This is a genomic window from Arthrobacter sp. NyZ413 (assembly GCF_049390645.1).
Lineage (GTDB): Bacteria > Actinomycetota > Actinomycetes > Actinomycetales > Micrococcaceae > Arthrobacter.
The window spans coordinates 3,745,519-3,768,032 of record NZ_CP155434.1 but is presented as its reverse complement, the minus strand read 5'-3'; the positions used below and the strand labels follow the sequence as shown (position 1 = coordinate 3,768,032).

Below are 22,514 nucleotides of genomic sequence, written 5' to 3'. Positions count from 1 at the left end.
GGTGGACCGTGAACCATGAAAACAGTGCGTTCAGGCGCCGCTTGGAGCGTGCCCTCGAACTGCGGAAGGTGCGCACTACCGGCATGACGGCCCAGGAAGAGGCCGAACTCGCCGCCGCTGAGGAAACGGAACGCCAGGGGCGCCGGAAAGTGGGCGACGCCGCGCGGGTGGACTACCTCGTCCGCGATGCCATGGCGCAGGGGAAATTCGACAATTTGAAGTACTCCGGCAAACCGATTCCCGGGCTGGGGGAACGCTACGATCCCGATTGGTGGGTCAAAGGACTCATCCAGCGGGAGCAGCTGAGCGGCCTGGGTCCGAAAGCCATCCTGCTCCGCACGGAAGACGCCGGGCTGGACGCCAAACTCGACGCAATGTACTCGGAGAAGCAAGTGCGCGAGACCCTGGAGGACTTCAACGCCCGGGTCATCGACGCGCGGCGCCAACTCCAAGGCGGCCCGCCGGTGATCACGAAAACCCGCGACGTCGACGTCGAACTGGAACGCTGGCGCCAGCGCCGGGCAGCGGCTGCGCAAGCTCCCGCTGCGGAGGCGCCTGAGGAGCCTGTCAAGAAACGGTGGTGGCGCCGCATCTGGAACGGACCCGGCTAGGCAGCCCCGGAGCCGGCTCCGTCCTAGTGCGCCTCGGGCTGCGCCGTGGGTGACAAGTGAAGGCCGGCTATTTGCCATCGCCCGTCGTTCCGGACCAGGATCTGCGTCACGCGGAACTGGCCGTTGGAAGGTTGCCCACGGTAGGCGGACTGTTGGTTCTGGATCCCGATGAGGACCGCCGAGTCGCTGTAGGTGCGGACGCTGTTGATATTCCACTCGAGCTTGTCGTTGATGAAGGTTCCTTCCTGGTATCGCTGGAGCCACTCGGCCCGCGTGAGGACGAATCCGCGTGGTCCGACGGCTGTGAAGTCTTCCGCCAGCAGCTTGTCCAATGTGGCGGCGTCATTGTTCCGTTCGGCCTCTGCCCAGATCAGGCTGAGTTCTTCAATGTTGGAACGGGTTTCATTCATGGCTGGGTTTCCTTTCTGCTTGTGTTGAAGGCAGGCGTTCCTGCCAGGCGTCCGCCGTCGACCGCCAAGACCGTGCCCGTGACGAATGATGACTGATCCGAACACAGCCACAGGGCCGCCGCGGCGATGTCCGACGTGGACCCGATCCGTCCAAGGGGCACAGCTGCCGCCACGCGGTCTTGAGCAGCTTGCCCGGCAGCAGCGAGGCGCTCCGTGAGGATGGGCCCTGGCGCGATGGCGTTGACCCGGATTCCCTGCGCGGCATAGTCGAGCGCGGCCACCCGGGTGAGGCCTCCGACGCCGAACTTGCTCGCCACATAGCCGCTCATGCCGGAGACGCCCTGTTCTCCTGCTGTGGAGGACATGTTCACGACCGCGCCGCCGGAACGTCCCGCGCCGCCGGACAGCATGAGTCCGATTTCGTACTTCAGGCAGAGAAATACTCCGCGCAGGTTGGCCGAGATTGCGGTGTCGAATTCTTCACTGTCCCAATCGGCCAGCGGGGCTGGTGTCCGGCCTCCGCCGGCGGCGTTGTTGACTGCGGCGTCGAGGCGGCCAAAGCGGTCCCGTATCCCGTCCAGCAAGGACTTCACGGAGTCCTCCCGGGTCACGTCGACGGGCATGGCGACGGCGGACCCCGGGCGGCCGGATGATTCGGCAATCGCCGAAACCTGGCGGTCCAGGTCCGCGGCGTTGCGCGCGGCGAGGACAACCTGGGCGCCCGCACCGGCCAAGGTGGCGGCGATGGTGGCGCCGATGCCGCGGCTGGCACCGACCACGAGAGCGACCCGCCCGGACAGCAGCGAGGTGGGTTCCGCCGTCGTCATGCCCGTGCCGTTCCGCTAGTGCCGGCTGTTCTGCCGTCCGCTCTGTCGGCCGGGGCGCCGTGGGCGCGTGCTCGCGGATCCTCGTTGGCGGCAGCCCGGTTGCGCGGCAACAGGAAGCCTGCCGCCACCAGCCACGCGAGCCCTCCGAAGCGCCCGATGGGTAGCAGGAACTGCAGCGGTTCGATCGCCATGGAGAGGAAGCTCAGTTCGCTCAGCGCGGCGAGGACGAGCCCGGCCCACGCAAGCCAGCGCGGCATGAAGCGCAAGATCAGCGACGGAACCGCCAGCCCCGCCACCAACAAGCCGATTCCGACGACGAAGCCCACGCCTCCGGTGATGAACGCCAGGAACGCGAGTGCGTGGGTGAGTGTGGCTTCCGTCGTGATCTCGGGCCGGCTCAACAGCCACGTTACGGAGCCCGAAAGCATGAGGAAGATTGCCGCCGTCGTACCGCCGAAGAGGCCGATGGCGGGACCTGGGACACGGACTCCCAGCCGGAGCTGCCGGGCGTAGACGGTGGCCGCGTAAATCCCCAAAGGCACGGCGGAACCGAACTGGAGCATGCCGTTGACCCGGGTTGCCGAGACGTTTTGCTGGAAGAACGCCGCCACTTGGGCTTCGGAAGCGAACGGGGACACGAACGTTGCCCCTCTGGTCATGATTGCTGAGGCGATGAGGCCGAGGAGGAAGATCCCCAGGCTGACAAGGGCGAGGATGCCCGGGTGCGGGCCGCCTGATTTCCGGCGACCGTCGGGAGGAGGGGGAATGCTCATGGCTGGACCCTTCTACTGTGGTTTGGCTCTTTCTTCTTACCTTGACAATTGCATCACTACTCAAATCGTTCACCTGCAGAATTATTCTGTCAAGCGGGTATTCTGGAGTCATGGAACCAGCATCGCCGGGCAGGCCGAGCCGCGCCGCCTTTCTCTTGTCGCAACTCGGCGCCGTCGCATCGTCCCGTTTTGCCGCGCGCACGCGGGAGATCGGCCTTTCACCGAGCGACGCCGGAGTCATCCGTTTGCTGGGCCGTGAACCCGGGCTAAGCCAACGTTCCCTCGCGGACCGGCTGGGTGCCGTCCCCAGCCGGGTTGTTTCGCTCATTGACTCCCTGCAGGAACGCGGGCTGGTGGAGAGGACCCGCAGCAATGCGGACCGCCGGAACTACGAACTCCACCTCACCGACGCCGGAACCGCGGTCCTGCGCGAACTGCGGGAGATCGCCGAAAAGCACGAAGCGGAACTTCTGGCGCCGCTCAATCGTGAACAAATCGCGCAACTTGGTTTCCTCCTCGCGCAGCTCGCCGCAGGCCACGGACTCGACGCGGACCTCCACCGGGATGTCGCGCGGGAACCGGTCGCGAGGGAGTCGCGGGTAGGCTCCTGACCGGCGTGAAGAACCTCACATTGTGGGGAATAGCAGCAACATGGTGTATGTTGCACTTTCGCAAGACAACACCGAAGAGAAGAGAAAACCCCAGGTGGCAACCGATTACGACGAACTCCGCTCCGACGTCGCGGAATCCCAAAATACGTCACTCCAGGCGCTGCAGTCCGCTAACGCACCGGACGCCCGCAGCGTGGTGCGCGAGCTCGACGAAGCCGACGCCTTTGAAGGCAGCGACGTTCCCGGCGGCGAGTTCGTGGCCGAAGAACTGGTCATCGCAGTGGTCCCGCAGAAGGACGACGAGTTCACGTGCTACTCGTGCTTCCTGGTGCGCCACCGCTCACAGATTGCCCTCGAGAAGGACGGCCACGCCTACTGCGTGGAGTGCGAAGGCTAGATCCCTCGCAGCACCCGCCCCTCACAGGGGCTTCAGGCGGCTCTTCTTGGCCAGCTTTTCATAGCGCGCTCCGGAGTCTGCTGCTCGCTGCTCTTCCGCAGCGAGCAGCCGGCCGAAGGTGGAGCCGTCCGCCATCGATCCGCCCGTCTCCCTTGCGAGCCGGCGCAGCACCAACTGGGCGATGACGCTGTCCTGGTGCTCGCCCAGGACCTTCTGCATCTCCTGGGCACGCCGGGCCAGCTTTGCCGCAGGCTTGCCGTGCACGGTTTCAAGCACCTCCGCCGCGTGCCGCAGCCGTTTGGCGTCCTTGCGCACCCGGTGAAGCGCCGGATCATGTTTGGCGCCGCTGCTCTTGTTTGCCGCCTTTTGGGACCGGCGGAGCCGCTTGATTGCGTTGGCGCTCAATTTCGCGGTGACCGGGCGGGCCTTCTTTTTCGCTTTGGCCTTGAGCGGGGGATCGTCGCGGAAGGTTTCAAGTGCGTCGAGCAACCGGAAATAGCGGCTGTTTCCCATGGTGCGGAGAAGCTCGCGGTATCCGAAGTTGTAGGAGGAATCGAGCTCTTCCGTGACCTTGGCCGCGGCAGGACCAGGTAGCAGCTCGTCCGGCTGCGCGTTGAGGACGTCCGCTATGCGTGCCCGCAGCACCTCGGCGTCCCGAGCCCTGCCGAGTATTCCGCTTAGCCATTTCAACTCGGTCTTAAGCGGGGCAACGACGTCGGCATCGAAGAGCTTTCCGTACACGGACAAGATCGAGCGCAGGCGGCGCGTTGCCGATCGCATTTGGTGCACGGAGTCGTCCGTTCCTTGCCGGACGGCCGAGTCCAGCGCCGTGATTTCCGCGATCCGTTCGGCGACATACGACATCACGGTGTCTCCCGCCGGCCCCTTCTTCCGGACCTTGGGCGGCGTGGGCACTGCCGGTGGCCAGGCGGTCCCGAACGTGTGCGCCAGCTTGGAGGCATAGGCCGACGGCTTTGCGCCGGATTCGGACAAAAGGCCTTCGACGCTGTCAAACAGAGCCTGATCGCCGTGGAGCAGCTCGACTTCCCACTCCCGCCACTGCCTTTCCAACTGGGCCGGATGCAGGGCGGTGGCCGTCACGAAGTCGTCCGCGAAGTCGGCCAGCGTGGCGTGGTCGGCTCCTCGCAGCCGGTACACCGTCCGCCGCGTATGGACCCGGGCCACAGGCCTGAGCGTGGCTAGGCGGGTGAACACGAGCAGTCTTTCAGAGAGTTCCTCGGGAACGGTCTCGGGCTGGCCGAGCGGCGCGTGGATTTCCAGACGGCTGTCCGTTCCCGCGGGGAGCTTCACGTGCCAACCGGAATCCTCGCCGCCCGTCCGGCGTCGCAGGGTCACCCGGTGCCTCGCGAGGGCGAGGTCATCCGTATCGAAATACACGGCCTCAAGTTCGTGTTCGACGGGAGCCGCAACCGATTCGACGCCTTCTATCGAGCGGAAATCGGGCACTGGCATTTCAAGCGTTGCTTCGTACTTGCGTTCTGTTTCCAGGGATTCCTGGTTCGACATGCTTGTTCACGGCCTCTCGCGTCTCTTGCCTCTCACGTACGAATCGTCCCACTACGCCACCCCATGGGAAAGCCCTTTGCCTGTCCCAACCCGTGCGTTTCGCCCATGGGCCTTGCGGGCAGCTCGATCTGGGGAAGAATGTGGGAATGACGTCGACGACGTATCTCGATTGCCTTGTTCCCCGGCCCGAAGGGGACCTCCGATGAGCGCTTTCGTCCTGATTCCGGGCGCTGGCGGCACGGCCTGGTACTGGAGTCGCGTTGTTCCCCTCCTCCGGGAGGCCGGGCACGACGTCGTCGCGGTGGACCTGCCCGGCGACGACGAAAACGCCGGGCTGCCTGAATATGCCGGGCTCGTCGAAACAGCCATTGACCGGCGTGACGGAGTGGTGCTCGTGGCGCAATCGCTGGGCGGATTCACGGCAGCCATGGTGAGCGCGCGTGTCCGACTCGGCGAACTGGTTTTCGTGAACGCGATGATCCCGGCGCCGGGAGGGACTCCGGGCAGCTGGTGGCAGGAGACTGGCTGGGAACAAGCGCGACTGAGTGCCGCGATTGCGGGCGGCTACAGTACCGAGTTCGACCTGGACGAGTACTTCCTGCACGATGTGCCACCGGACGTGGCGGCGGAGGGGGAACCGTACCAGCGTGCGGAGGCCGATGCTGTTTTCGGATCGCATTGCGATTTCACGGACTGGCCGGACATTCCCCTCCGGGTCCTCAGCGGAACGGAGGACAGGTTCTTCCCGCTCGAGTTCCAGCGCAGGCTGGCGCGCGAACGGCTCGGCGTGAAGCCGGATGTCCTGCCGGGCGGCCACCTCCTCGCGTTATCGAACCCACGGGGAGTGGTGGACTACCTCTTGCGGCGCTGAATGGTCCAACAGTTCGCATGAAGCAGCGAGAGTGCGCGCCCAGTTCGCTCCGAAAGGATGACGGCGACCCGACAACGGAGGATGCTTAAAGTCGGGAGGGGATTTTCAATGACACGAGATGTGAGTCATTTCGAACGCCTTTCAGCGTGGACCGAAAATGACATTAAGCCGGCCGTCGGCAAGCTTTTGCGGGGCGACGACGTGCCTTCCGGACTGCCGCGGAAAGGCAGTCCTGAGCCCTTGGACTTCCAAATCCCCGATGAGTTGGATCGGGCACTGGAATCGGCATCGCAAACGCTCAGCCTCACGCCCAGCGAGATATTGCGCGAGGCCTTGGCAGAATGGCTGGGCAGCCACGGGCAGCCTGCGGGCCATCATCCGTTCGGAAAGCACACGGCCCTTTAGGCTGGCCCAAACCACCCGGGGCCGGTCAGCGGTGACCGGCCCCGGGGAATGGCGAGGATTACTGCTGGCCGCAGTACTTGGTGAAGTTGGCGCCGGCGTTCTGGTAGTCCGTCTGCATCGAGGCGAGCTTTGCCTTGTCCGGGTTGTCCTTCGACGTCTCGTCAAGGTAGTCCACGAGGGTCTTCAAGGTGGGCTTCAGTTCGTCCGAGGACACCACGGCGATGGGACGCAATTGGTTCGCCACCCGGATGGTTCCAGTCTTGTCCGAGGTATTCGTGGGGTTCGAGATGACGGTCTTGACCCGGGCGCAGGTGTCCGCAGTGCTCAACTGCTGCGATGCGGAGCACGCTGAAGCGGAGAGGACGAGCCCGGCCGCGAGCAGGGCTGTGGTGATTTTCTTCATGGTTCCCTCAGTAGTTGCTGACGTTCGATTGTAAGCAGACCGCGCACGGCACCCAAGGCGGGCCGGCTTTGCGAACGCTCCGGAACGCGCGCCCGGCACCCCGATCCCCGCTCACTTATGGCCGCAAAACGGCCGACCCTTGTGCACGATTCGCACAAGGGTCGGCTTGTTTTCGGCCAAAGCTGGGCGGCCGTCCGGGCTGCTAAAACCGGGCTGCTAAAACCGGGCTCCTGATACCGGTCAGCGACCGGGGAGCACCTTGGTTCCCTCGATCTGCACGGCTTGGAGCTTGTTCGGGTCCAGGCCAAGGGTCTTCAGGATGGTCGGTGCGATCTGCGTCGTCTCGACGGCGGCACCCACCGTCCGGGCATGCTCATCGTTTGCACCGGAGACCACGAGCGGTACATCGCGGTCCTCCGCACCGGCACCGCCGTGTTCGGCGATCTTCGACTTGCCGCCCGTGTAGACGACCCCGGCCTGGGCGATACCGAGGATATCCGGGTAGCGGGAATCGCTGGCCTGGGTGCCGAAGTAGCCGGCAACCTCGCTACCGGCATAGATCTTGTCCAGGCCGGACGACGTCACGGTCTTCGCCGCGCCGTTGATGTCATTGCCCGCGGCGGTGTGCGAGGCCAAGTAGTCCTTCGCGAACTGTGCTGCCGCCTGGGAGTGGTCCGAGAGCCACAACTGCATGATGTCGTCGTCCGTGGAGAACGCGACGAGGTCCGCCGTGCCGGGGTGGGCTGCCTTCCAGGCTGCGTTCAGGCCGTCGATGATTGTGCCGTCGGGAACCCTTGTGAGTGCGGTGGGGTCCATCGGGGACTGTCCGTGCTTGGCCGAAAGGATCACCGTGGTGTCCTTCGCCTGGCCGGACGCGGCGAGCGCGGCCTCGAACTTGCCCACGGAGGCGTCGACGAAGTCCAGCGCCTTGGCGAGGAGCGGGCCGGGGACGGTGCCGCCCGGAAGGTAGCCGCCGGTCAGGCCGTCCGACGTCGGGAGCTTCTGGGCAGTGGAAACGGACTGGAAGTTCATCCCGAAGATCGCGGGCACGGCGGCCGCGATGGTGCCCGAGTGGTCCTTGCCGGCGATTTCGTTCAGCACTGCCTGGACCTTGTAGCCGTCGTATTGCTGGGTGGCGGCGTTGTCCTTGGTCCAGTCGCCCGTGAAGGGAGCCGCGGCATTGCTGTTGATTTCCGGCGTGAAGAGATCGTCAATGCCCTTGCCGGACGGCCCGTTCAGGATTTCGTAGGCGGGGTGTTTGTCCGACCACGCCGTGGTCAGACCGGCGCTCTTGGCCACCTCGAACACCGTGTTGACCTTCAAGTACTGGTGCGGATAGACCGGCTTGCAGCTTGCCGGGTCTACCGGAAGCGCCGCCGGGTTCAGGAGGGATCCGGGCTGACCGGTCATCGAGAGGATGCTGGACGGAAGCCCGCTGAGGCCTTGCCCGGCGTCGAGCGCGGTCTGGTCCTTGTCCGCGGCTTCGGTGAAGGCCACTTCGGCGCCGGGCGCAGTGTTCTTGCAATCCGTGGTGCCTGCGGGCAGGAGGGCCCTGTTGTAGGTGTCGTCGTAGTAGATGCCCGTGGTGCCCGGGTTGCCGCCGGTCAGCTGGCCCACCATGCCCGGGAACGAATCCGAGGGAACAGGGGTCTGGGCGTTGGTGTAGCTGGTGCCGTGGTTGACGAGAGATGCCAGGGCCGACGTCGGGTGGTTCTTGACGTAGGTGTCCAGGTCCTTCTGGTGGAGGCCGTCGACGGAAAGCAGCAGGACGTGCTTGGCGGTTTCGCCCTTGCCGCCCTGGCCCTGCTGCGAGTTCTGCCCCTGCGGGTTGTGTGTGCCTTGGGCGTCGTCCGCCAGTGCGGGCGCTATTGCGGATCCGCCCATCAATACGGCCCCGAGGACCGCTGCTGCGGCCAGGCCGGTTTTCTTGGCTGTCTTCATGTGAATGAGACCCTTCGCTATTGCGTTGCCTTATCGTCTGAAAGTTTGTCCCCGCATGATTCTGGCTGGGAAAACGGCCGCATTTTCCCGGAATCGGCCCTCGGGCATAAACATTCACCGCAGGTTCAATTGCGGGTATCGGAATTCCTTGGAAACTCTCAGGAATGGGCTGGCGAGGCGGCCGCCCGAGGCGCGTGCCGCCGTCGTACGCCCGGCGCCAGCCAGCGTGGCCTACCGGGGGAGGGCCCGACGTCGGACGCGTCCAGTGGCCGGGCCGCTTTAGCAGGCGGGCCGCTCAGTGGGAGGGCGACGGGGAGGGGGACGGGGAAGGCGGCGCGGGAGGCGCGGGGAAAGCGCCCGCCGGGTACAGGCGGCCTACTTGGGACATGTAGTTCGCCCATTGCGGGCCTGCCAGCATGTAACCGTCCAGCGCGGGATAGAACTTGCCGTTGATGGTCACGTTCTGCCCGGGGCGGGACTGGCCCGCGGAGGTGTCGCCGAAGAAGGACGCCGTGGCGAGACCGGTGGTGTAGCCGACCACCCACGTTGCGCCATTGGTGTTGCTGGTGCCCGTTTTCGCGGCGGTGGGGAACAAATCCTGGACCTTCGGCTGGATGTACACGCCCGAGCCCTTTTTGAGGACATCCTGGAGGACGGAGGTGACGCCACGGGCAACCTCGGGCTTGACGGCGGCCCGGCAGGAAGCCGCCTGCGCCGGGAGCTTGGCCCCGCTCGGGGTGGTCACGCTCAACAAGGCGATGGGTGCGCAGTATGAACCGTCATTGGCGTAGGTGGCAAAGGCGTCGGCGAGTACAAGCGGCGAGACTTCGGTGCCGCCCAGGAGATTGCCGAGTTGGAGCATGTTCACTGGCGAGCCGTCAACGCCGCTGTGAAGGCCGACGGCGTCCACTACATGCTGGATTCCGCAGAAGTCCAGCTGGGTGGCCTCGGCGAAGGTTGCGGTGTTGATGGAGTTGTAGAGTCCGTAATTGACGGGCATCGGACGGTAGTAGCCGGCGTCGTTGTTGCGAAGATCGTCAGCGGCACCGAGGCTCTTTTCAGCGCTGTCGTAAGCTCCCAGCACCTTGCCGCAGGAAGCCCGCCAGGGGAAACCCAGGGGATAGACCTGCTTGGAAGCGTCCACAACCTGGGTGGGGGATTTGCCCTCGTTGAGCCATTCCGTGAAGGTGAACGGCTTCATGGTTGACCCGGGTTGGAAACCTCCGTCGCCATTGAGGTCATTGCCGTTGGCGTCCTTGGCATCGACATTGAAATTCAGTTGCGAGTCGAACTTTCCGGGAGTCGGCAGCCATACGGTGTTCTGGGCCATGGCCAGGATCCTGCCGGTCCCGGGCTGGATGGTCACCAAGGAAGCGCCCCATTTATCCGGGTTGGCTCCGGCTGTGGCGTCCACTTGCGTCTGGGCCGCTCCCTGGAGCCGGCTGTCCAAGGTGGTGGTGATGGTCAACCCGCCGCGGTAGAGGAGGTTCTCACGGTCCGCTGGAGTGGCGCCGTACGCCGGGTTGTTGAGGATCAGATGGGAGATGTAGTCGCAGAAGTAGGGTGCCATTTCCGCGGAGCCGCAGCCTTGCCCGCCGGCCGAGATCTTGAGCTGGACCGGGGTGGCCACGGCCGCCGCATACTGGGCTTGCTGGATCATGCCTTGCTTGAGCATTTCGGAGAGGACCAGGTTGCGCCGTTGGATGGCATGGTCCGGATAGACGGTGGGATCGTAATAGCTGGGGCTGTTCACTAGTCCGGCCAGCAGGGCGGCCTGGGGGAGGCTGAGGTCCTTCGCGGAGACGCTGAAGTAGTGCTGTGCCGCGGCTTCAATGCCGTACGCGTCCCGGTTGAAGAACACGATGTTGAGGTAGCCCTCGAGGATCTGGTCCTTCGTATACCGCTTTTCCAGCTCGACGGCGAGCTTCATTTCGCGCACTTTGTCGCCCAAGGTCTTTTGGCCGTTAAGCACAACTTCGTTGCCTTGTCCGGCAGCCAGAAGGGTCTCGTTGAGGACGTTGGCCACATACTGCTGGGTAATGGTGGAGGCGCCTTCCTTGGCACCGCCGCTCAGGTCGGAAAAGAGTGCGCGGATGATTCCCCGAGGGTCAACCCCGCCGTGCTGGTAGAAACGGCTGTCCTCGATGGCCACGATTCCCTCTTTGATGTAGGGGGACATCTGGTCGAGGCTGACCTTGACGCGGTTTTCGTCGTAGAAGGTGGCGATCGTCTTCCCGTCCGAGCTGAGCACCGTGGTGGCCTGTTGAAGTGGAGTGATATCCAGCTGGCTCGGGAGTGCGTCAAAGTACTGGACGGAACCGCTGACGGCGAAGCCCACGGAAGCCACGGCGGGAGCTACCAGGCTGGCTGCGAGAACTCCGCAAACAGTACTGGTGACCAGGAATCCGAAGATCCTGAGCATGACCCGCGACAAGGAAGTCTTCGGTTCGTTTTTCAACGCCATGTTTCCAGCTATCGACCTCGTGTGTTTTCCACATTACGCCGCAACCCTGGGAGCAACTAGGCCCCGCCACCTCTCGAGTTTGTGTACACCTCACACCCCTTAAGAAGGCTTTTAACGGGTGTGAGGTGTACACAAACTCGATTGCGACACGCCCGGGTGGTTATGTTCGTCACTTCGCCCGCGCGCTGGCACGAAACGGCGAATTTCCGGATGCATACTGATGGTGTTGCGGTGCTGTTGAGGAAGGCAGGTGGGGCGGCCGTGGAGACTCTCATGGCTGTGGTGCGGAGCGAGTATTTTCCCGCGGGAGCGGTGCTCGTGTCAGTGGTTCTGTTCTGGACGATCGGCCTGCTTGGCGGCCTGTCCTGGTTGAGCGGAGGGCAGCCGCCCTTGGCCATCCTGACCTGGATGATCTTCATCTACGGCGTCGTCGTCCTATCCCCCCTCGCCGGGATCCTTGCCGCCGTCGACCTCGTCCGCCGTTGGCTCCGGAACCGGCAGGCGCGCCTCCAGCAGCCCGCGGAGACCGACGCCGAGTCGCTCTAGCCATGATCACACGCGCCGACGTCGATGAAGCCGCCGCCCGCATTGCCGGGAGGGCCCGCCGCACACCGGTTTTCGAGGCCGACGCCGGAACCGTGCCCGGGCAGTTGTGGTTCAAGTGCGAGTTCATGCAACACACCGGGACCTTCAAGGCGCGGGGCGCCTTCAACCGTGTCCTCGCCGCCCGGGAGCGCGGCGAGCTCAAGGACGACGTCGGCATCGTAGTCGCGTCGGGCGGCAACGCGGGCCTGGCGAACGCCTATGCGGCAGCGCACGTCGGCGTGCCCGCCACCGTCTTCGTCCCGGAAACCGCGCCGGCCGTCAAGGTAAAGAAGCTGAGGGACATCGGGGCCACGGTTGTCCAGCATGGAGCCGAGTACGCGGAAGCTTTTGAAGCCGCGCTCGCCTACGCCGAGGAAACGGGCGCGGTCCTCTGCCACGCCTACGACCAGCCCGAGATCGCGGCCGGAGCCGGAACGGTTGGCTCCGAGCTCTTGGAGCAACTGGACGGAGTAGACACCGTTGTTGTTGCCGTCGGCGGTGGCGGCCTCATGGCGGGAATCGCGGCCGCCGTCGAAGGCCATGCCACCGTGGTGGGCGTTGAACCGGACAATGCGCCCACGCTCTACTCGGCCATGGCCGCCGGCGCGCCAGTGGACGTTGCCGTTTCGGGTATCGCCGCCGATTCCTTGGGTGCCCGGCAGATCGGCCGCATCGGTTTCGCGGTAGCCGTCCGCACAGGCGTCCGCCCCGTTCTAGTGTCCGACGACGACATCGCCGCCGCGCGCTCCCTCCTGTGGGAGCAATACAGGATCGTGGTGGAGCACGGGGCTGCCACGGCTTTCGCGGCCTTGAATTCCGGCGCCTATGTTCCCGCGGAGGGCGAACGCGTAGCCGTGATCCTGTGCGGCGCAAACACCGACCCAGCCACTGTTTGAAGCCACTGTTTGAAGCAGCGGGCGCGGTCCTGCCGTCGCCAGCCGCGAGTTGCTAAGCTCTAGCGAAAATGCCGGGACAGGCAAAACCGCTTCACGGGCAACTACCGCTTCAGGAACGGACAGCGACATGGCGCGATTGATCATCATGGGCCCTCCGGGATCGGGCAAGGGCACCCAGGCCGAACACATCGCGCGCCATTTCCGCATTCCGGCCATCTCCACGGGCGAAATCTTCCGGGCGCACGTCGGAGGGAAGACAGCCCTCGGCACCGAAGCAAGCAAATACATGGACAACGGCGAATTCGTACCGGACCACGTCACCAACGCCATGGTCCAGGAGCGGTTGCGCGACGACGACGCCAAGTCCGGATTCCTCCTGGACGGTTACCCGCGCACGACGGCCCAGATCCATGCGCTGGACACCATGCTGTCCGGCAACCGGCAGCGGCTGGACGTCGTCCTCGAACTGGCGGTGGAGGACGACATCCTGGTGGCCCGCATGCTCCACAGGGCGCAGGAACAAGGCCGAAGCGACGACACTGCACCTGTGTTCCGCCGTCGACTTGAGTTGTACCGCGAGCAGACGCAGGCTGTGGTGGCGCAATATACCGCGCGCGGAATCGTGATTGGCGTGGATGGATCGGGGAACAGGGAAGACATCACGGCCAAGGCCATCGCAGCCATCGAATCAGCACTAAGGGAGGCAAAATGAACACTTCCGCGGGAACGAGCCAGAAGATCGAGGACTACGCCATGATCGGGGACCTGCATACCGCGGCCCTGGTCAGCACCACGGGGTCCATCGATTGGATGTGCCTTCCGCGCTTTGATTCCCCCGCTTGCTTCGCCGCCCTCCTGGATTCCCCTGATGCCGGACGCTGGCTCCTCGCCCCCGAATCAGGCGGCACTTGCACCCGGCGCCAATACAGGGACCGCACGCTTATCCTGGAAACGGAATGGGAAACCGACGAGGGGCATGTCCGTGTCATCGATTTCATGCCCCCGCGGGATGAGGTGGCGGACATCGTGCGCGTGGTCGAAGGCATCCGCGGGACCGTCAAGATGCGCGGAGAACTGGTCCTCCGGTTCGACTACGGGCATGTTGTGCCGTGGGTCCGCCGCGACAGGCACGGTGTGCACGCCATCGCCGGCCCGGACTCCGTCTACCTCAAGACCACGGCGCCCACCAAGGGCGAGGACTTCACCACGGTCAGCGAGTTCACCGTGAACGCCGGCGACCACGTTCCCTTCGTCCTCACCTGGGCACCGAGCCACGAACGGCGGCCCCGCAGCGTCGATGCGGACAACGCCTTGGAGGACACCACGTCCTTCTGGCGGGACTGGTGCAAGCGGTCCACCGTCCGCGGACCCTATAGGAAAGCCATCCAGCGCTCGCTGATCACCCTGAAGGCACTCACTTACGCCCCCACGGGAGGCATCGTCGCCGCGGCCACCACGTCCCTCCCCGAACAAATCGGCGGCCCGCGGAACTGGGACTACCGCTATTGCTGGCTACGGGACGCCACGCTCACTCTCCAGGCGTTCCTGGCCGCCGGTTATACCGAGGAAGCCGCGGCCTGGCGGGATTGGCTCTTGCGCGCCGTTGCGGGCGACCCCGCCGACCTCCAGATCATGTACAGCATCCACGGCGAACGGAGGCTGCCCGAATCGGAGCTGGGCTGGCTTTCGGGATACCGGTCTTCGTCGCCGGTCCGCATCGGGAACGCGGCGGCCGAGCAATTCCAGCTCGATGTGTGGGGGGAAGTCCTCGATTGTCTCTCCCTGACCCGTTCCTCGTTGCTCGGACACGGCGATGAGGCCTGGGACATCCAGCTGGCGCTCATAGGGCACCTTGAGAAAACGTGGGACCAACCGGACAACGGACTCTGGGAGATGCGCGGCCCCAAGCGCCACTTCGTGCATTCGAAAGTCATGGCATGGGTGGCCGTGGACCGCATGGTCAAGGGTGTCCGGGAGGCGGGACTCCCGGGTCCCGTGGAGCAGTGGGAGAAACTGCGGGACAAAATCCACGACGACGTCATGGCCAACGGTTTCGACGCCGAACGGAACACCTTCGTGCAGTCCTATGGGGGCAAGGAGCTGGACGCGAGCCTGCTCATGATTCCAAAGGTCGGCTTCCTGCCCCACGACGATCCCCGCGTGATCGGCACCATCGACGCCATCCAGCGCGAACTCACGGCGGACGGATTCGTGCTGCGCTACCGCCCGGAAGCCAGCGACGACGGCCTGCCGGGGAACGAAGGCGTCTTCCTCGCGTGTTCCTTCTGGATGGTGGACGCGCTTTTGGGCGCCGGCCGCCAGGAAGAAGCGACTGAATTCTTCGAACGGCTCCTGTCCCTGCGCAACGACGTGGGATTGCTCAGCGAGGAATGGGACCCCCGGAATTCCTGGCAGCTGGGCAACACGCCACAGGCGTTCAGCCACTTCTGCCTGGTCATCAGCGCCCTGCAACTCCAGCACGGGAAAGCCCACCGCAGCGATGCCCCCATCGGTGGGGCGCCGTCGTCGGGCCCGGTGACGGAACCGGCGTCGGTATCTGACCCGGCGCCCGGAACAGGAGCGACGCCGGACTGACCCGTTCAGCGCTTCGGCTTGCGGAAGATGCGGCCCGCCAACGCGAGCCCGGCACCGAGGTTGAGAGTTGGCAGGTAGGCGCGGGCAACCGCTGTTCCGACCGCCGGCAGGGAAGCCGCGTCCGGGTAAAGCATGTAGAGGGGTTCGTACGTGGGCTGGAATTTCGCCTTGAAGGCCAGGAGCGAACGGAAACCGTAGACCGGTTCCAGCGTGGCCCCCAGCCAGTCGAGCAAGCGGTCCACGCTCCTTGGCGGCCGGGAAGGCGTCCTCCGCTGCGCGACGTCCGCGGCTTCCTCGGCCCGGGCGAGCGGAGCCCCGGAAAGGCTCAGGAACTCGCAGCCCTCATCCTTGAGGCTGAGCGCGGCCGAAGCGATGAGGAACTCGATGCTCGAGCGGAATCCCGTGCTGCGGCGACGCATGAAGTCCAGCGTCCAGCCCACAATGTGGCCGTTGCGGTAGATGGGCAGCCAGGAAGTCACTGCGTGGACCTTGCGGTGCCGGTCCACCGCGAGCAGGCAGCGGACCTCGGGGTCGTCGAGCTCGTCCAAGCTGCCCAGGGTAAAGCCCATCTCTGGCATGTTCCGGTCCGCCACCCATTCTTCGGAGATTTCCTCGATCTGGACCTGCACCGAAAAATGGGCCGCGGCGAAGCTCGTCCATTCGTACCGGATGCCCTCTTTCGCAGCGTTGTTGAGGGCCGTGCGGATGTCCTGGAACTTCTTCCCCTTGAACGTCAGCGAATGCAGGGGAAGGACGGTTTCCTGCGCCACCTGGGCCGAGCTCCAACCGGCGGAGTCCGCGTGATCACGCAATTCCTGTGGCACCGAGTAGAAGCAGGGTGTCCACCCGTTGGCGCGGCAGAAGCGCGCGAATTCCGCGAAGGCCGTGGCTACCTCGGATTCCGGGCCCACGGGCGCACCGAGGGTAAGCGCAATACCCGTGCGCACCCGATACGCCACAAAGGACCTTCCACCGGGCGAAAACCAGTACATGTTGCCCGGCCAGGTGGTCATCCAGGAGAGCGAACTTCCTTCCCCGGCCATGATCAAGGCCTTGGCCCGCTCGGTGCTGGAATCGAGCCGGGTGTGCGCCTGCCGGAGGAAGGTCCGGTAAATCACCGCGCCCGCTACCGCCCAGAAAACCACGCCAACGCCTTCGTACAAGAGGACGGCGTCGGCACCTTGCGGGAAGAACGCCGGAGGCACGTCGAGGACGTAGCCCAGGGGCAGGAAACGGTCCGGCACGTCTGCCAGCAAGTTAGCCAAACCGGGGGCCGGAGTGAAGTCCTGGGCGACGAGCAGGCCGACGCCCACGTAGACCACGCTGAGTACGGCGGCGGTGGGAAGGATCCTGCTCGCCTGGCGCTTGTAGGTTCCCGCAGGGGCCGGAACTTGGAACAACCGCCGGGACCCCAGCAGCACGGTCGAGAGCACCAACGGCAAGAGGAGGGGCAGTGCGAGGGCGAGCGGGTTGGGGTAGCCGGACCCTTCGATGGCGGCAATGCCCTCGCTTGCCCCGGTCTCTGCTGGAGAGGATAGGAAGACGTTGGCGATCGCGATGATCGCGAGGACGGACAGGCCAAGCTGGATGAGCAGCGCGCCGGCCCACGCGAAGCGTCGCCCGCGGCGAAGTCCGTCCGCCATGAGCACCAGGAGGAAGGACGGAAGGATAGCCATGAAGATCCCGCCGGCCCCGGCGCGCAACTGCAATTGGGCAACGGCGCAGTCCTTGGCCTGCGCAGGGTCCGAGCACAGGCTCTGGAGGGATTGTGGATCGACCGGCTGGATGTTGGTGAAAAGGAAGCGCAGGATGGACAGCGGTCCCACCGCATGCGGTATGAGTCCGGCAAGCACCGGCCCGATTGCAGACGCCCCGATCAGGAGCGCGATCAGGACGCGGCCTTCGTGGCGCGTGCTGGCAAGCCGGCCGATCCTCGGACGCCTGCCAAGCAGCAAGGGACCGAGGACCGTGCCCACCGCGGCCGCGGCAAGCCTGACGAGGTCCGCGAATGCCCCGCTGTAAAGCGCCAGGAGGAACAATAAGGCGAAACCGGCCAACCTGATGCGCCGTCGCCAAAGGGTGGCCATCGACGCCGTTCCAGCCATGGCGGCGCCGATGACGAACGCACTCGGACCGAGGAAGAGGTGGTTGCCGATCTCTTCCGTCCAGTTGCCCAGCAAGCCGCTCGCCACCACGAGGAAGCCGAGTGCGATCACGAGGCCAAGGAGTTGGCTGGCTACGGCCGCGAGGGCAAAGGCCCGGTGTCCCAAGCGCCGCTCGGCCGGGATGCCGATCAGAAGCAACAGGACGGTCTCGAGAATGTAGGAGATCGGATCCCTCGCCCAGAGGGCTGAGGACGCTATGGTCCACCAATGCTCAGGGAACGTGTGCGTAGTCGCGGCGACGTCAAGGCGCAGGATCCCGTTGGGTCCGAACGCACCGAAGGCAAGGCTCACGAGGCCCACGGCCCAGAAGACCACCACGAAGCCCAAGGTGACCGACGCAGAGCGTAATCGTCCGAGCCATGGGCGGCGGAATCGGGCTTTGGAGCCGGAAATGGATTCCGGCCCGGTCGCCGGCTGGTGCACGGGGTTCCTCTCAAGAGCCAGAAAGTTCAGCAAAATTCTTTCACATGCGCCAGGAGGAAGAGACAGGTATCACTTACTCGTGTCCTTTCCTCATTTCATCCAATAGACTCCGTCATAGCACGCTGTTCGGTCCGTCCCTAGCAGGAAAGTCGCAGGAAAAAAACGGGGCTGCCGGGCAGCTGTTTTTCGCGTTCAGACCATAATCCACTCCGCAGAGAAAGCAAGTTCGGGACAGGACGATGCACAAACCCCGCGTATTCACCCTCGCCGCATCCGTTCTCGCCGCTGGCGTGGTCCTGGCCGGCTGCGGGCAGGCGCCCGATGCCCCGAGTGCAGGGGACGGTAAGCAGGTTGCGCCCGTGGCGCCTTCGGGAAGTCCCGCCGCGGCGCCGGTTCCAAAGAAGTCCGTTCCGCAATTCGATCCCTCCACCTTGCCCATGGGGACCTTGTACAAGAACCCCGCCAACAACCGCAATGAGGTGATCCTGGGGGATGTGCGGCACACCGCCGTCCTCATCGGCGACTCGCAATCCGAACCGCCCGGGTCCTGGCCGCGCACGGCGCTTGCGGACCTCGGCTACAAGGTCTATTCGGTGGCGCGGGGCGGAACCGGATATGTCGCGGCGACGAAGGCTGCCGGCAACTACATCGACGCCCTGCAGCGTGGCGACTGGGTCTTGCCCTACGGTGCGCCCGCGCTGATTGTCCTCGAGGGCGGGGGCAACGACGCATCACGCAACGCGAGCGACGAGCAGATCACGGCGAACGCCAACCGGATCATCGCCGCCCTCAAGAAGCGGTACCCGCAAACGCGCCTCGCGATGATCGGAACCCTTGCCAGGGGCGCGAACGCCGGGGGCGGTCGACGCACGGAAGTCGATACGCTCTTGCGCGGCATCGCGGCGAAGAACGGAACTCCGTTCTTCAGCGTGGGCGACTGGATTACCAAATACCAGGTCGCAGGGGACTTGATGGACGGCGTGCACTTGAACGCCGCGGGCCATGCCAAACTCGCCGGTGTCCTGGCGGCGGACATGGCAGCGGCAGGGTTCACGCTACAGGCCGACCCGACCCACTGAGGCGGCGCCCGGCTGCGTCGCGGCCGGCCCTGCCACACCCAGCAGCCAACAACCACCATCCGAAGGAGTGCTCCATGAGAATCGCAGTGACCGGCGGAAGCGGAAAACTGGGCAAGAGCGTTGTCCGCAGGCTTAGGGCCGACGGCAATGACGTCATGAACCTGGATCGCGTGGGCCAGCGGGAGCCCGGAACCGTCGTCGTGGACCTGCGGAACTACGGCCAGGTCCTCGACGTGATCCTCGGCCTGGATGACCGCCACCAGGGATTCGACGCGATCGTGCACCTCGGAGCCATCCCGGCGCCGGGCTTGCTTCCGGATGCGGCGACGTTCGAGAACAACATGCTGTCCACGTACAACGTCTTCCAGGCGGCGCGGCGGGCGGGGATCAAGAAGATCGTCTACGCCTCCAGCGAGACAGTGCTGGGACTGCCCTTCGACGTCGATCCGCCCTACATTCCCGTGGACGAGGAGTACCCGGCGCGGCCCGAGAGCACGTATTCGCTGGTCAAGCACCTCGAGGAGCGGATGGCAATCGAGCTCACGCGCTGGGACCCCGAATTGAGCATTGTCGGCCTGCGGTTCTCCAACGTGATGGACCCGGAGGATTATGAGGGGTTCCCGTCTTTCGACGCCGATGCCATGCTCCGCAAATGGAACCTGTGGGCCTACATCGACGGGCGCGACGGCGCCCAGGCCGTGGCTCGCGCGCTGGAGAACGGCAAGCCGGGATTCGAAGCCTTTATCATCGCGGCGGCCGACTCCGTGATGGGCCGTTCCAGCGCTGGCCTGGCCGCCGAGGTCTTCCCGAACGTCACGGTCACCAAGGAACTGGGCGAGCACGAAACCATGCTTTCCATCGACAAAGCCCGCCGCCTCCTGGGTTTCTCGCCGGAGCACAGTTGGCGCGATTACCACTCGAACCGCACCACCCCCACCGAGGACTAGGGCGGTGTTCCGGCGACACGCCCGTCCCGCGAGGGCTGGCAGAACGCCCTGGACCGGAGAACAATTGAGTCATGGTCAGCTATTCAGCCCTTGAAGAAGCGTCCAGCAAGAATCCGCATGACTGGGGCCGGGCGATGGCAACGGCCATGACGAAGCTCCTGGATGCGGCCCGCATTGATGGACGGCATTTTGAACACGAGTTCCTCTACGGCGAGGAACTGCACATGAGGATCGACGAGAACAATGGCGGCGCCACGGTCAAGCTCACGTGGACACCGAAAGACGAGGAACCCAAAGAAGGCTAGCGGCTCAGGATTTGGAGTACGACATTTGGAGTACGACGGCGGCGCCCGCCTTTGCGGTGGCGCCGCCGCCTAGCCGCTTGCCTTCAGCACAGCCCGTCCAGGGTGGTGATGGCGAGGTCCCGGAGCTTGCCGGAGACCGGTTGGGTAAGGGCTGAGTCCAGTGCATCGGTTTCGGCTTCGGTATTGGGAGGGTAGGCGACGCCGACACTGAGCTGGCGGGTGCCGTCTCCGCTCGTGACGGTGATTCCGCCGAATCCGAGCGTGGATCCGCCATGGCCATAGTAGAAGCCGTTGGTGCAGTCGTCATTCCACCGTTGCAGGCCCAGTCCGTAATTGGCGGAATTCGTGGTCCGCATTTCCGCGAGGGCGGCCCTTCCCAGCAGCCTGCCGCGCATAAGGGCTGCATAGAACACGTTCAGGTCGCCAACGCTTGAGATCACGCCTGCGCCCGCTGAGCCCACTTGGAATTCGGGTTCCGTCACGTCGAGGAGTTGGCCGTCAACAGTTGAGTAGGCGTGGATCAGCCCTTGTTCCGGACGGTTGGGCGGGGCCAGGCTCGTTCGGCTCAGCCCGAGGGGATCGAAGATGTCCGTGGCAAGGACGTCGCCGAGGGGGCGGCCACGGTACTTCTCAATGATCAAGGCGAGGGCGGCGTAGTTTGCGTCCGAATAGATGAACTGGGGTGCCAGCCGTTCCACCCAGGGTTCCCTGCCGGCCAGCTTGAGGAGGTCTTCCGGGCTGAACCGGGTCTGGATGGCTTGTTTCAGGGGTTGCGCCTTGAGCATGGGGGCTGTGGGCTCAGCCAGTCCCGAGGTGTGGTTCAACAGGGATCGAACCGTGATGGGCCCGGTTGCCTGGACCAGGCTGTCGAATTCGGGAAGGTAAGTCGAGACAGGCTCGTCCAGGTTGATGGTCCCTTCCTGCACGAGCTTGAGGACCGAGACCGCCACCATGGACTTGGTGATTCCTCCGGCAGGGATGCGGTCCGTGGCATCGGCGGCGTCACGCGTATTAAGGTTGCGCACGCCGTAGCTCTTGACCCACTTGTTGCCCCGGATGGAAACTTCCGCGACCACCGCGGTGGCCCCTTGCGCGAGCATGGCCTGGGCGAAGAAGTCCACTGCCGGAACGTCCAAAGGCGGGGTCGTCGTGGCCGCTGCTGCCGGCGTGGGTCCTGAGGCGGGCGGGTAGGTGCAGGCGCCGACCATCAAGGTGAGGGCCAGGACCGCAGCCACCAAGGGCCCGAAACCGAGGGATGTCCGGCGCGCCTGCGCAGCCTGCATGACTGCCTCCTGAGCAACAATGCGAGGCAACGGGCGCGCGCCCGTGCCCCCGTAGTTTCGATCGTCCTCTTTGGACAGGAAGGGGTCAACGCTGAAAACGCGGGTGCGGCCCGTGGACAGCGCTTTGGCACTAGTGCCCGAACGCAGTCCACGGGCCGCACCCACGAACTCGGCGGAAAAGACCTACGTAAGCTTGATCTGCCGGTTGACGTCCTTGTACAGGAGGTACCGGAATTCGCCCGGTCCACCCGCGTAGCAGGCCTGCGGGCAGAAGGCACGGAGCCACATGAAGTCGCCGGCTTCCACTTCAACCCAGTCGTTGTTGAGCAGGTACATGGCCTTGCCCTCAAGGACGTACAGGCCGTGTTCCATGACGTGGGTTTCCGGGAACGGGATCACGCCGCCGGGCTGGAACGTCACGATGTTCACGTGCATGTCGTGCGCGAGGTCGTCCGGGTCGGCGAAGCGGGTGGTTTTCCAGACGCCTTCCACATCGGGCATCTCGCGGGCTTCCACTTCCTGGTCGCTCGTGACGAAGGACTTGGCCTCGTAGCCTTCGAGGCGTTCGTACGCCTTGCGGATCCAGTGGAAGGAAACGATGTCGTCCGAGACGTTCTCGAGTCCCCAGGTGGACCCCGCCGCGAGGTAGGCGTAGCCGCCTTCTTCGAGCTGGTGTAGTTCCCCGTCGAGGGTCAGGTTGACCTTGCCCTTGGTGACGAACACGACGCCTTCGACGCCGGCCTCGAACTCGGCCTTGGGAGCCCCGCCGCCGGGGCCGATTTCCACGATCAGTTGCGAGAAGGTGGTGGCGAATCCGGAGATCGGGCGGGCGATGATCCAGGAGCGCGTGTTGGAGAAGCCGGGAAGGTTGCTCGTCACAATGTCCGTCAGCACACCCTTCGGGATGACCGTGTAGGCCTCCTTGACGATGGCACGCTCGGTGGTGAGGTGGGTCTGCGGGGGAAGCCCGCCTTCGGGGTAGTAGTACTTGCCCAT

General features: G+C 64.9%; 22 protein-coding genes. 12 read left to right on the top strand and 10 right to left on the bottom strand.

Translation table 11 applies throughout. The annotated features are described in order from the left end of the window. Positions 1-8: 8 nt before the first annotated feature. The gene (locus ABCW42_RS17570; protein ID WP_423182389.1) at positions 9-611 is read left to right on the top strand and encodes a DUF1992 domain-containing protein; all 603 of its coding nucleotides are present in this window, start codon (positions 9-11) and stop codon (positions 609-611) included. A 23-nt stretch (positions 612-634) separates the two neighbouring features. Here the strand turns inward: ABCW42_RS17570 and ABCW42_RS17565 are convergent, their stop codons facing one another. The 3 genes from ABCW42_RS17565 to ABCW42_RS17555 are packed head-to-tail and all read right to left on the bottom strand — an operon-like array spanning position 635 to position 2,621. After that, positions 635-1,021 carry a nuclear transport factor 2 family protein gene (locus ABCW42_RS17565; RefSeq protein WP_423182388.1) on the bottom strand — a complete coding sequence of 129 codons (387 nt, stop codon included), beginning with the start codon at positions 1,019-1,021 and terminating at the stop codon, positions 635-637. Further along, a complete protein-coding gene (locus ABCW42_RS17560; RefSeq protein ID WP_423182387.1) occupies positions 1,018-1,848 on the bottom strand; it encodes an SDR family NAD(P)-dependent oxidoreductase in 831 nt (276 codons plus the stop codon). The genes ABCW42_RS17565 and ABCW42_RS17560 overlap by 4 nt, the downstream gene beginning before the upstream one ends. After that, positions 1,845-2,621, bottom strand: coding sequence for a hypothetical protein (locus tag ABCW42_RS17555; RefSeq protein WP_423182386.1), 777 nt, complete (start codon positions 2,619-2,621; stop codon positions 1,845-1,847). Before ABCW42_RS17555 ends, ABCW42_RS17560 begins: the two co-directional genes overlap by 4 nt. Before the next feature lie 110 nt (positions 2,622-2,731). Between ABCW42_RS17555 and ABCW42_RS17550 the strand changes: the two genes are divergently transcribed. Both ABCW42_RS17550 and ABCW42_RS17545 read left to right on the top strand, forming a co-directional pair. Beyond that, positions 2,732-3,232 (top strand): MarR family winged helix-turn-helix transcriptional regulator, encoded by a 501-nt coding sequence (locus tag ABCW42_RS17550; protein WP_423182385.1) that lies wholly within the window; start codon positions 2,732-2,734, stop codon positions 3,230-3,232. A 94-nt stretch (positions 3,233-3,326) separates the two neighbouring features. Next, positions 3,327-3,629 carry a DUF4193 domain-containing protein gene (locus tag ABCW42_RS17545; RefSeq protein WP_423182384.1) on the top strand — a complete coding sequence of 101 codons (303 nt, stop codon included), beginning with the start codon at positions 3,327-3,329 and terminating at the stop codon, positions 3,627-3,629. A 21-nt stretch (positions 3,630-3,650) separates the two neighbouring features. On the opposite strand, the gene ABCW42_RS17540 is transcribed toward ABCW42_RS17545, so the two are convergent. Continuing rightward, complete coding sequence (locus ABCW42_RS17540; protein WP_423182383.1) at positions 3,651-5,156, bottom strand: CHAD domain-containing protein; 1,506 nt, start codon at positions 5,154-5,156, stop codon at positions 3,651-3,653. 202 nt (positions 5,157-5,358) lie between these two features. Between ABCW42_RS17540 and ABCW42_RS17535 the strand changes: the two genes are divergently transcribed. Next, positions 5,359-6,027, top strand: coding sequence for an alpha/beta fold hydrolase (locus ABCW42_RS17535; RefSeq protein WP_423182382.1), 669 nt, complete (start codon positions 5,359-5,361; stop codon positions 6,025-6,027). A 108-nt stretch (positions 6,028-6,135) separates the two neighbouring features. Continuing rightward, a complete protein-coding gene (locus tag ABCW42_RS17530) occupies positions 6,136-6,432 on the top strand; it encodes a hypothetical protein (RefSeq protein WP_423182381.1) in 297 nt (98 codons plus the stop codon). A 58-nt stretch (positions 6,433-6,490) separates the two neighbouring features. Here the strand turns inward: ABCW42_RS17530 and ABCW42_RS17525 are convergent, their stop codons facing one another. From ABCW42_RS17525 to ABCW42_RS17515, 3 genes are all read right to left on the bottom strand, one after another. Continuing rightward, positions 6,491-6,835, bottom strand: a complete 345-nt coding sequence (locus ABCW42_RS17525) for a hypothetical protein (RefSeq protein WP_423182380.1) — start codon at positions 6,833-6,835, stop codon at positions 6,491-6,493. 240 nt (positions 6,836-7,075) lie between these two features. Further along, a complete protein-coding gene (locus tag ABCW42_RS17520; RefSeq protein ID WP_423182379.1) occupies positions 7,076-8,776 on the bottom strand; it encodes an alkaline phosphatase family protein in 1,701 nt (566 codons plus the stop codon). Positions 8,777-9,071: 295 nt separating this feature from the next. Continuing rightward, positions 9,072-11,240 carry a transglycosylase domain-containing protein gene (locus ABCW42_RS17515; protein ID WP_423182378.1) on the bottom strand — a complete coding sequence of 723 codons (2,169 nt, stop codon included), beginning with the start codon at positions 11,238-11,240 and terminating at the stop codon, positions 9,072-9,074. Positions 11,241-11,501: 261 nt separating this feature from the next. Between ABCW42_RS17515 and ABCW42_RS17510 the strand changes: the two genes are divergently transcribed. The 4 genes from ABCW42_RS17510 to ABCW42_RS17495 all read left to right on the top strand — a co-directional run bounded on the left by ABCW42_RS17510 (position 11,502) and on the right by ABCW42_RS17495 (position 15,316). After that, positions 11,502-11,786 carry a hypothetical protein gene (locus tag ABCW42_RS17510; RefSeq protein WP_423182377.1) on the top strand — a complete coding sequence of 95 codons (285 nt, stop codon included), beginning with the start codon at positions 11,502-11,504 and terminating at the stop codon, positions 11,784-11,786. 2 nt (positions 11,787-11,788) lie between these two features. Continuing rightward, a complete protein-coding gene (locus ABCW42_RS17505; protein ID WP_423182376.1) occupies positions 11,789-12,721 on the top strand; it encodes a threonine/serine dehydratase in 933 nt (310 codons plus the stop codon). Positions 12,722-12,848: 127 nt separating this feature from the next. Further along, complete coding sequence (locus ABCW42_RS17500; RefSeq protein ID WP_423182375.1) at positions 12,849-13,433, top strand: adenylate kinase; 585 nt, start codon at positions 12,849-12,851, stop codon at positions 13,431-13,433. Further along, on the top strand, positions 13,430-15,316 hold the full coding sequence (locus ABCW42_RS17495) for a glycoside hydrolase family 15 protein (protein WP_423182374.1): 1,887 nt from the start codon (positions 13,430-13,432) through the stop codon (positions 15,314-15,316). The genes ABCW42_RS17500 and ABCW42_RS17495 overlap by 4 nt, the downstream gene beginning before the upstream one ends. A 5-nt stretch (positions 15,317-15,321) precedes the next feature. Here ABCW42_RS17495 and ABCW42_RS17490 read toward each other — a convergent pair whose 3' ends face one another. Next, positions 15,322-17,904: a bifunctional lysylphosphatidylglycerol flippase/synthetase MprF gene (locus ABCW42_RS17490; RefSeq protein WP_423182373.1), complete on the bottom strand. Its 2,583-nt coding sequence runs from the start codon at positions 17,902-17,904 to the stop codon at positions 15,322-15,324. 239 nt (positions 17,905-18,143) lie between these two features. Between ABCW42_RS17490 and ABCW42_RS17485 the strand changes: the two genes are divergently transcribed. The 3 genes from ABCW42_RS17485 (at position 18,144) to ABCW42_RS17475 (ending at position 20,235) form a co-directional block, all read left to right on the top strand. Next, a complete protein-coding gene (locus tag ABCW42_RS17485; RefSeq protein WP_423182372.1) occupies positions 18,144-18,983 on the top strand; it encodes an SGNH/GDSL hydrolase family protein in 840 nt (279 codons plus the stop codon). A 74-nt stretch (positions 18,984-19,057) separates the two neighbouring features. Beyond that, on the top strand, positions 19,058-19,930 hold the full coding sequence (locus ABCW42_RS17480; protein WP_423182371.1) for an NAD-dependent epimerase/dehydratase family protein: 873 nt from the start codon (positions 19,058-19,060) through the stop codon (positions 19,928-19,930). A 71-nt stretch (positions 19,931-20,001) separates the two neighbouring features. After that, positions 20,002-20,235: a hypothetical protein gene (locus ABCW42_RS17475; RefSeq protein ID WP_133203669.1), complete on the top strand. Its 234-nt coding sequence runs from the start codon at positions 20,002-20,004 to the stop codon at positions 20,233-20,235. Between the two features lie 83 nt (positions 20,236-20,318). On the opposite strand, the gene ABCW42_RS17470 is transcribed toward ABCW42_RS17475, so the two are convergent. Both ABCW42_RS17470 and ABCW42_RS17465 read right to left on the bottom strand, forming a co-directional pair. Next, positions 20,319-21,518 carry a serine hydrolase domain-containing protein gene (locus ABCW42_RS17470; RefSeq protein WP_423182370.1) on the bottom strand — a complete coding sequence of 400 codons (1,200 nt, stop codon included), beginning with the start codon at positions 21,516-21,518 and terminating at the stop codon, positions 20,319-20,321. Between the two features lie 183 nt (positions 21,519-21,701). Next, positions 21,702-22,514, bottom strand: a complete 813-nt coding sequence (locus ABCW42_RS17465; RefSeq protein ID WP_133203671.1) for a bifunctional allantoicase/(S)-ureidoglycine aminohydrolase — start codon at positions 22,512-22,514, stop codon at positions 21,702-21,704.

Bases quoted from the DNA above. Each gene is read 5' to 3' on its own strand.
- ABCW42_RS17565 (WP_423182388.1), bottom strand. From the start codon at position 1,021: ATGAATGAAACCCGTTCCAACATTGAAGAACTCAGCCTGATCTGGGCA.
- ABCW42_RS17560 (WP_423182387.1), bottom strand. From the start codon at position 1,848: ATGACGACGGCGGAACCCACCTCGCTGCTGTCCGGGCGGGTCGCTCTC.
- ABCW42_RS17555 (WP_423182386.1), bottom strand. From the start codon at position 2,621: ATGAGCATTCCCCCTCCTCCCGACGGTCGCCGGAAATCAGGCGGCCCG.
- ABCW42_RS17550 (WP_423182385.1), top strand. From the start codon at position 2,732: ATGGAACCAGCATCGCCGGGCAGGCCGAGCCGCGCCGCCTTTCTCTTG.
- ABCW42_RS17540 (WP_423182383.1), bottom strand. From the start codon at position 5,156: ATGTCGAACCAGGAATCCCTGGAAACAGAACGCAAGTACGAAGCAACG.
- ABCW42_RS17535 (WP_423182382.1), top strand. From the start codon at position 5,359: ATGAGCGCTTTCGTCCTGATTCCGGGCGCTGGCGGCACGGCCTGGTAC.
- ABCW42_RS17530 (WP_423182381.1), top strand. From the start codon at position 6,136: ATGACACGAGATGTGAGTCATTTCGAACGCCTTTCAGCGTGGACCGAA.
- ABCW42_RS17525 (WP_423182380.1), bottom strand. From the start codon at position 6,835: ATGAAGAAAATCACCACAGCCCTGCTCGCGGCCGGGCTCGTCCTCTCC.
- ABCW42_RS17520 (WP_423182379.1), bottom strand. From the start codon at position 8,776: ATGAAGACAGCCAAGAAAACCGGCCTGGCCGCAGCAGCGGTCCTCGGG.
- ABCW42_RS17515 (WP_423182378.1), bottom strand. From the start codon at position 11,240: ATGGCGTTGAAAAACGAACCGAAGACTTCCTTGTCGCGGGTCATGCTC.
- ABCW42_RS17505 (WP_423182376.1), top strand. From the start codon at position 11,789: ATGATCACACGCGCCGACGTCGATGAAGCCGCCGCCCGCATTGCCGGG.
- ABCW42_RS17500 (WP_423182375.1), top strand. From the start codon at position 12,849: ATGGCGCGATTGATCATCATGGGCCCTCCGGGATCGGGCAAGGGCACC.
- ABCW42_RS17495 (WP_423182374.1), top strand. From the start codon at position 13,430: ATGAACACTTCCGCGGGAACGAGCCAGAAGATCGAGGACTACGCCATG.
- ABCW42_RS17485 (WP_423182372.1), top strand. From the start codon at position 18,144: ATGCACAAACCCCGCGTATTCACCCTCGCCGCATCCGTTCTCGCCGCT.
- ABCW42_RS17480 (WP_423182371.1), top strand. From the start codon at position 19,058: ATGAGAATCGCAGTGACCGGCGGAAGCGGAAAACTGGGCAAGAGCGTT.
- ABCW42_RS17475 (WP_133203669.1), top strand. From the start codon at position 20,002: ATGGTCAGCTATTCAGCCCTTGAAGAAGCGTCCAGCAAGAATCCGCAT.
- ABCW42_RS17470 (WP_423182370.1), bottom strand. From the start codon at position 21,518: ATGCAGGCTGCGCAGGCGCGCCGGACATCCCTCGGTTTCGGGCCCTTG.
- ABCW42_RS17465 (WP_133203671.1), bottom strand. From the start codon at position 22,514: ATGGGCAAGTACTACTACCCCGAAGGCGGGCTTCCCCCGCAGACCCAC.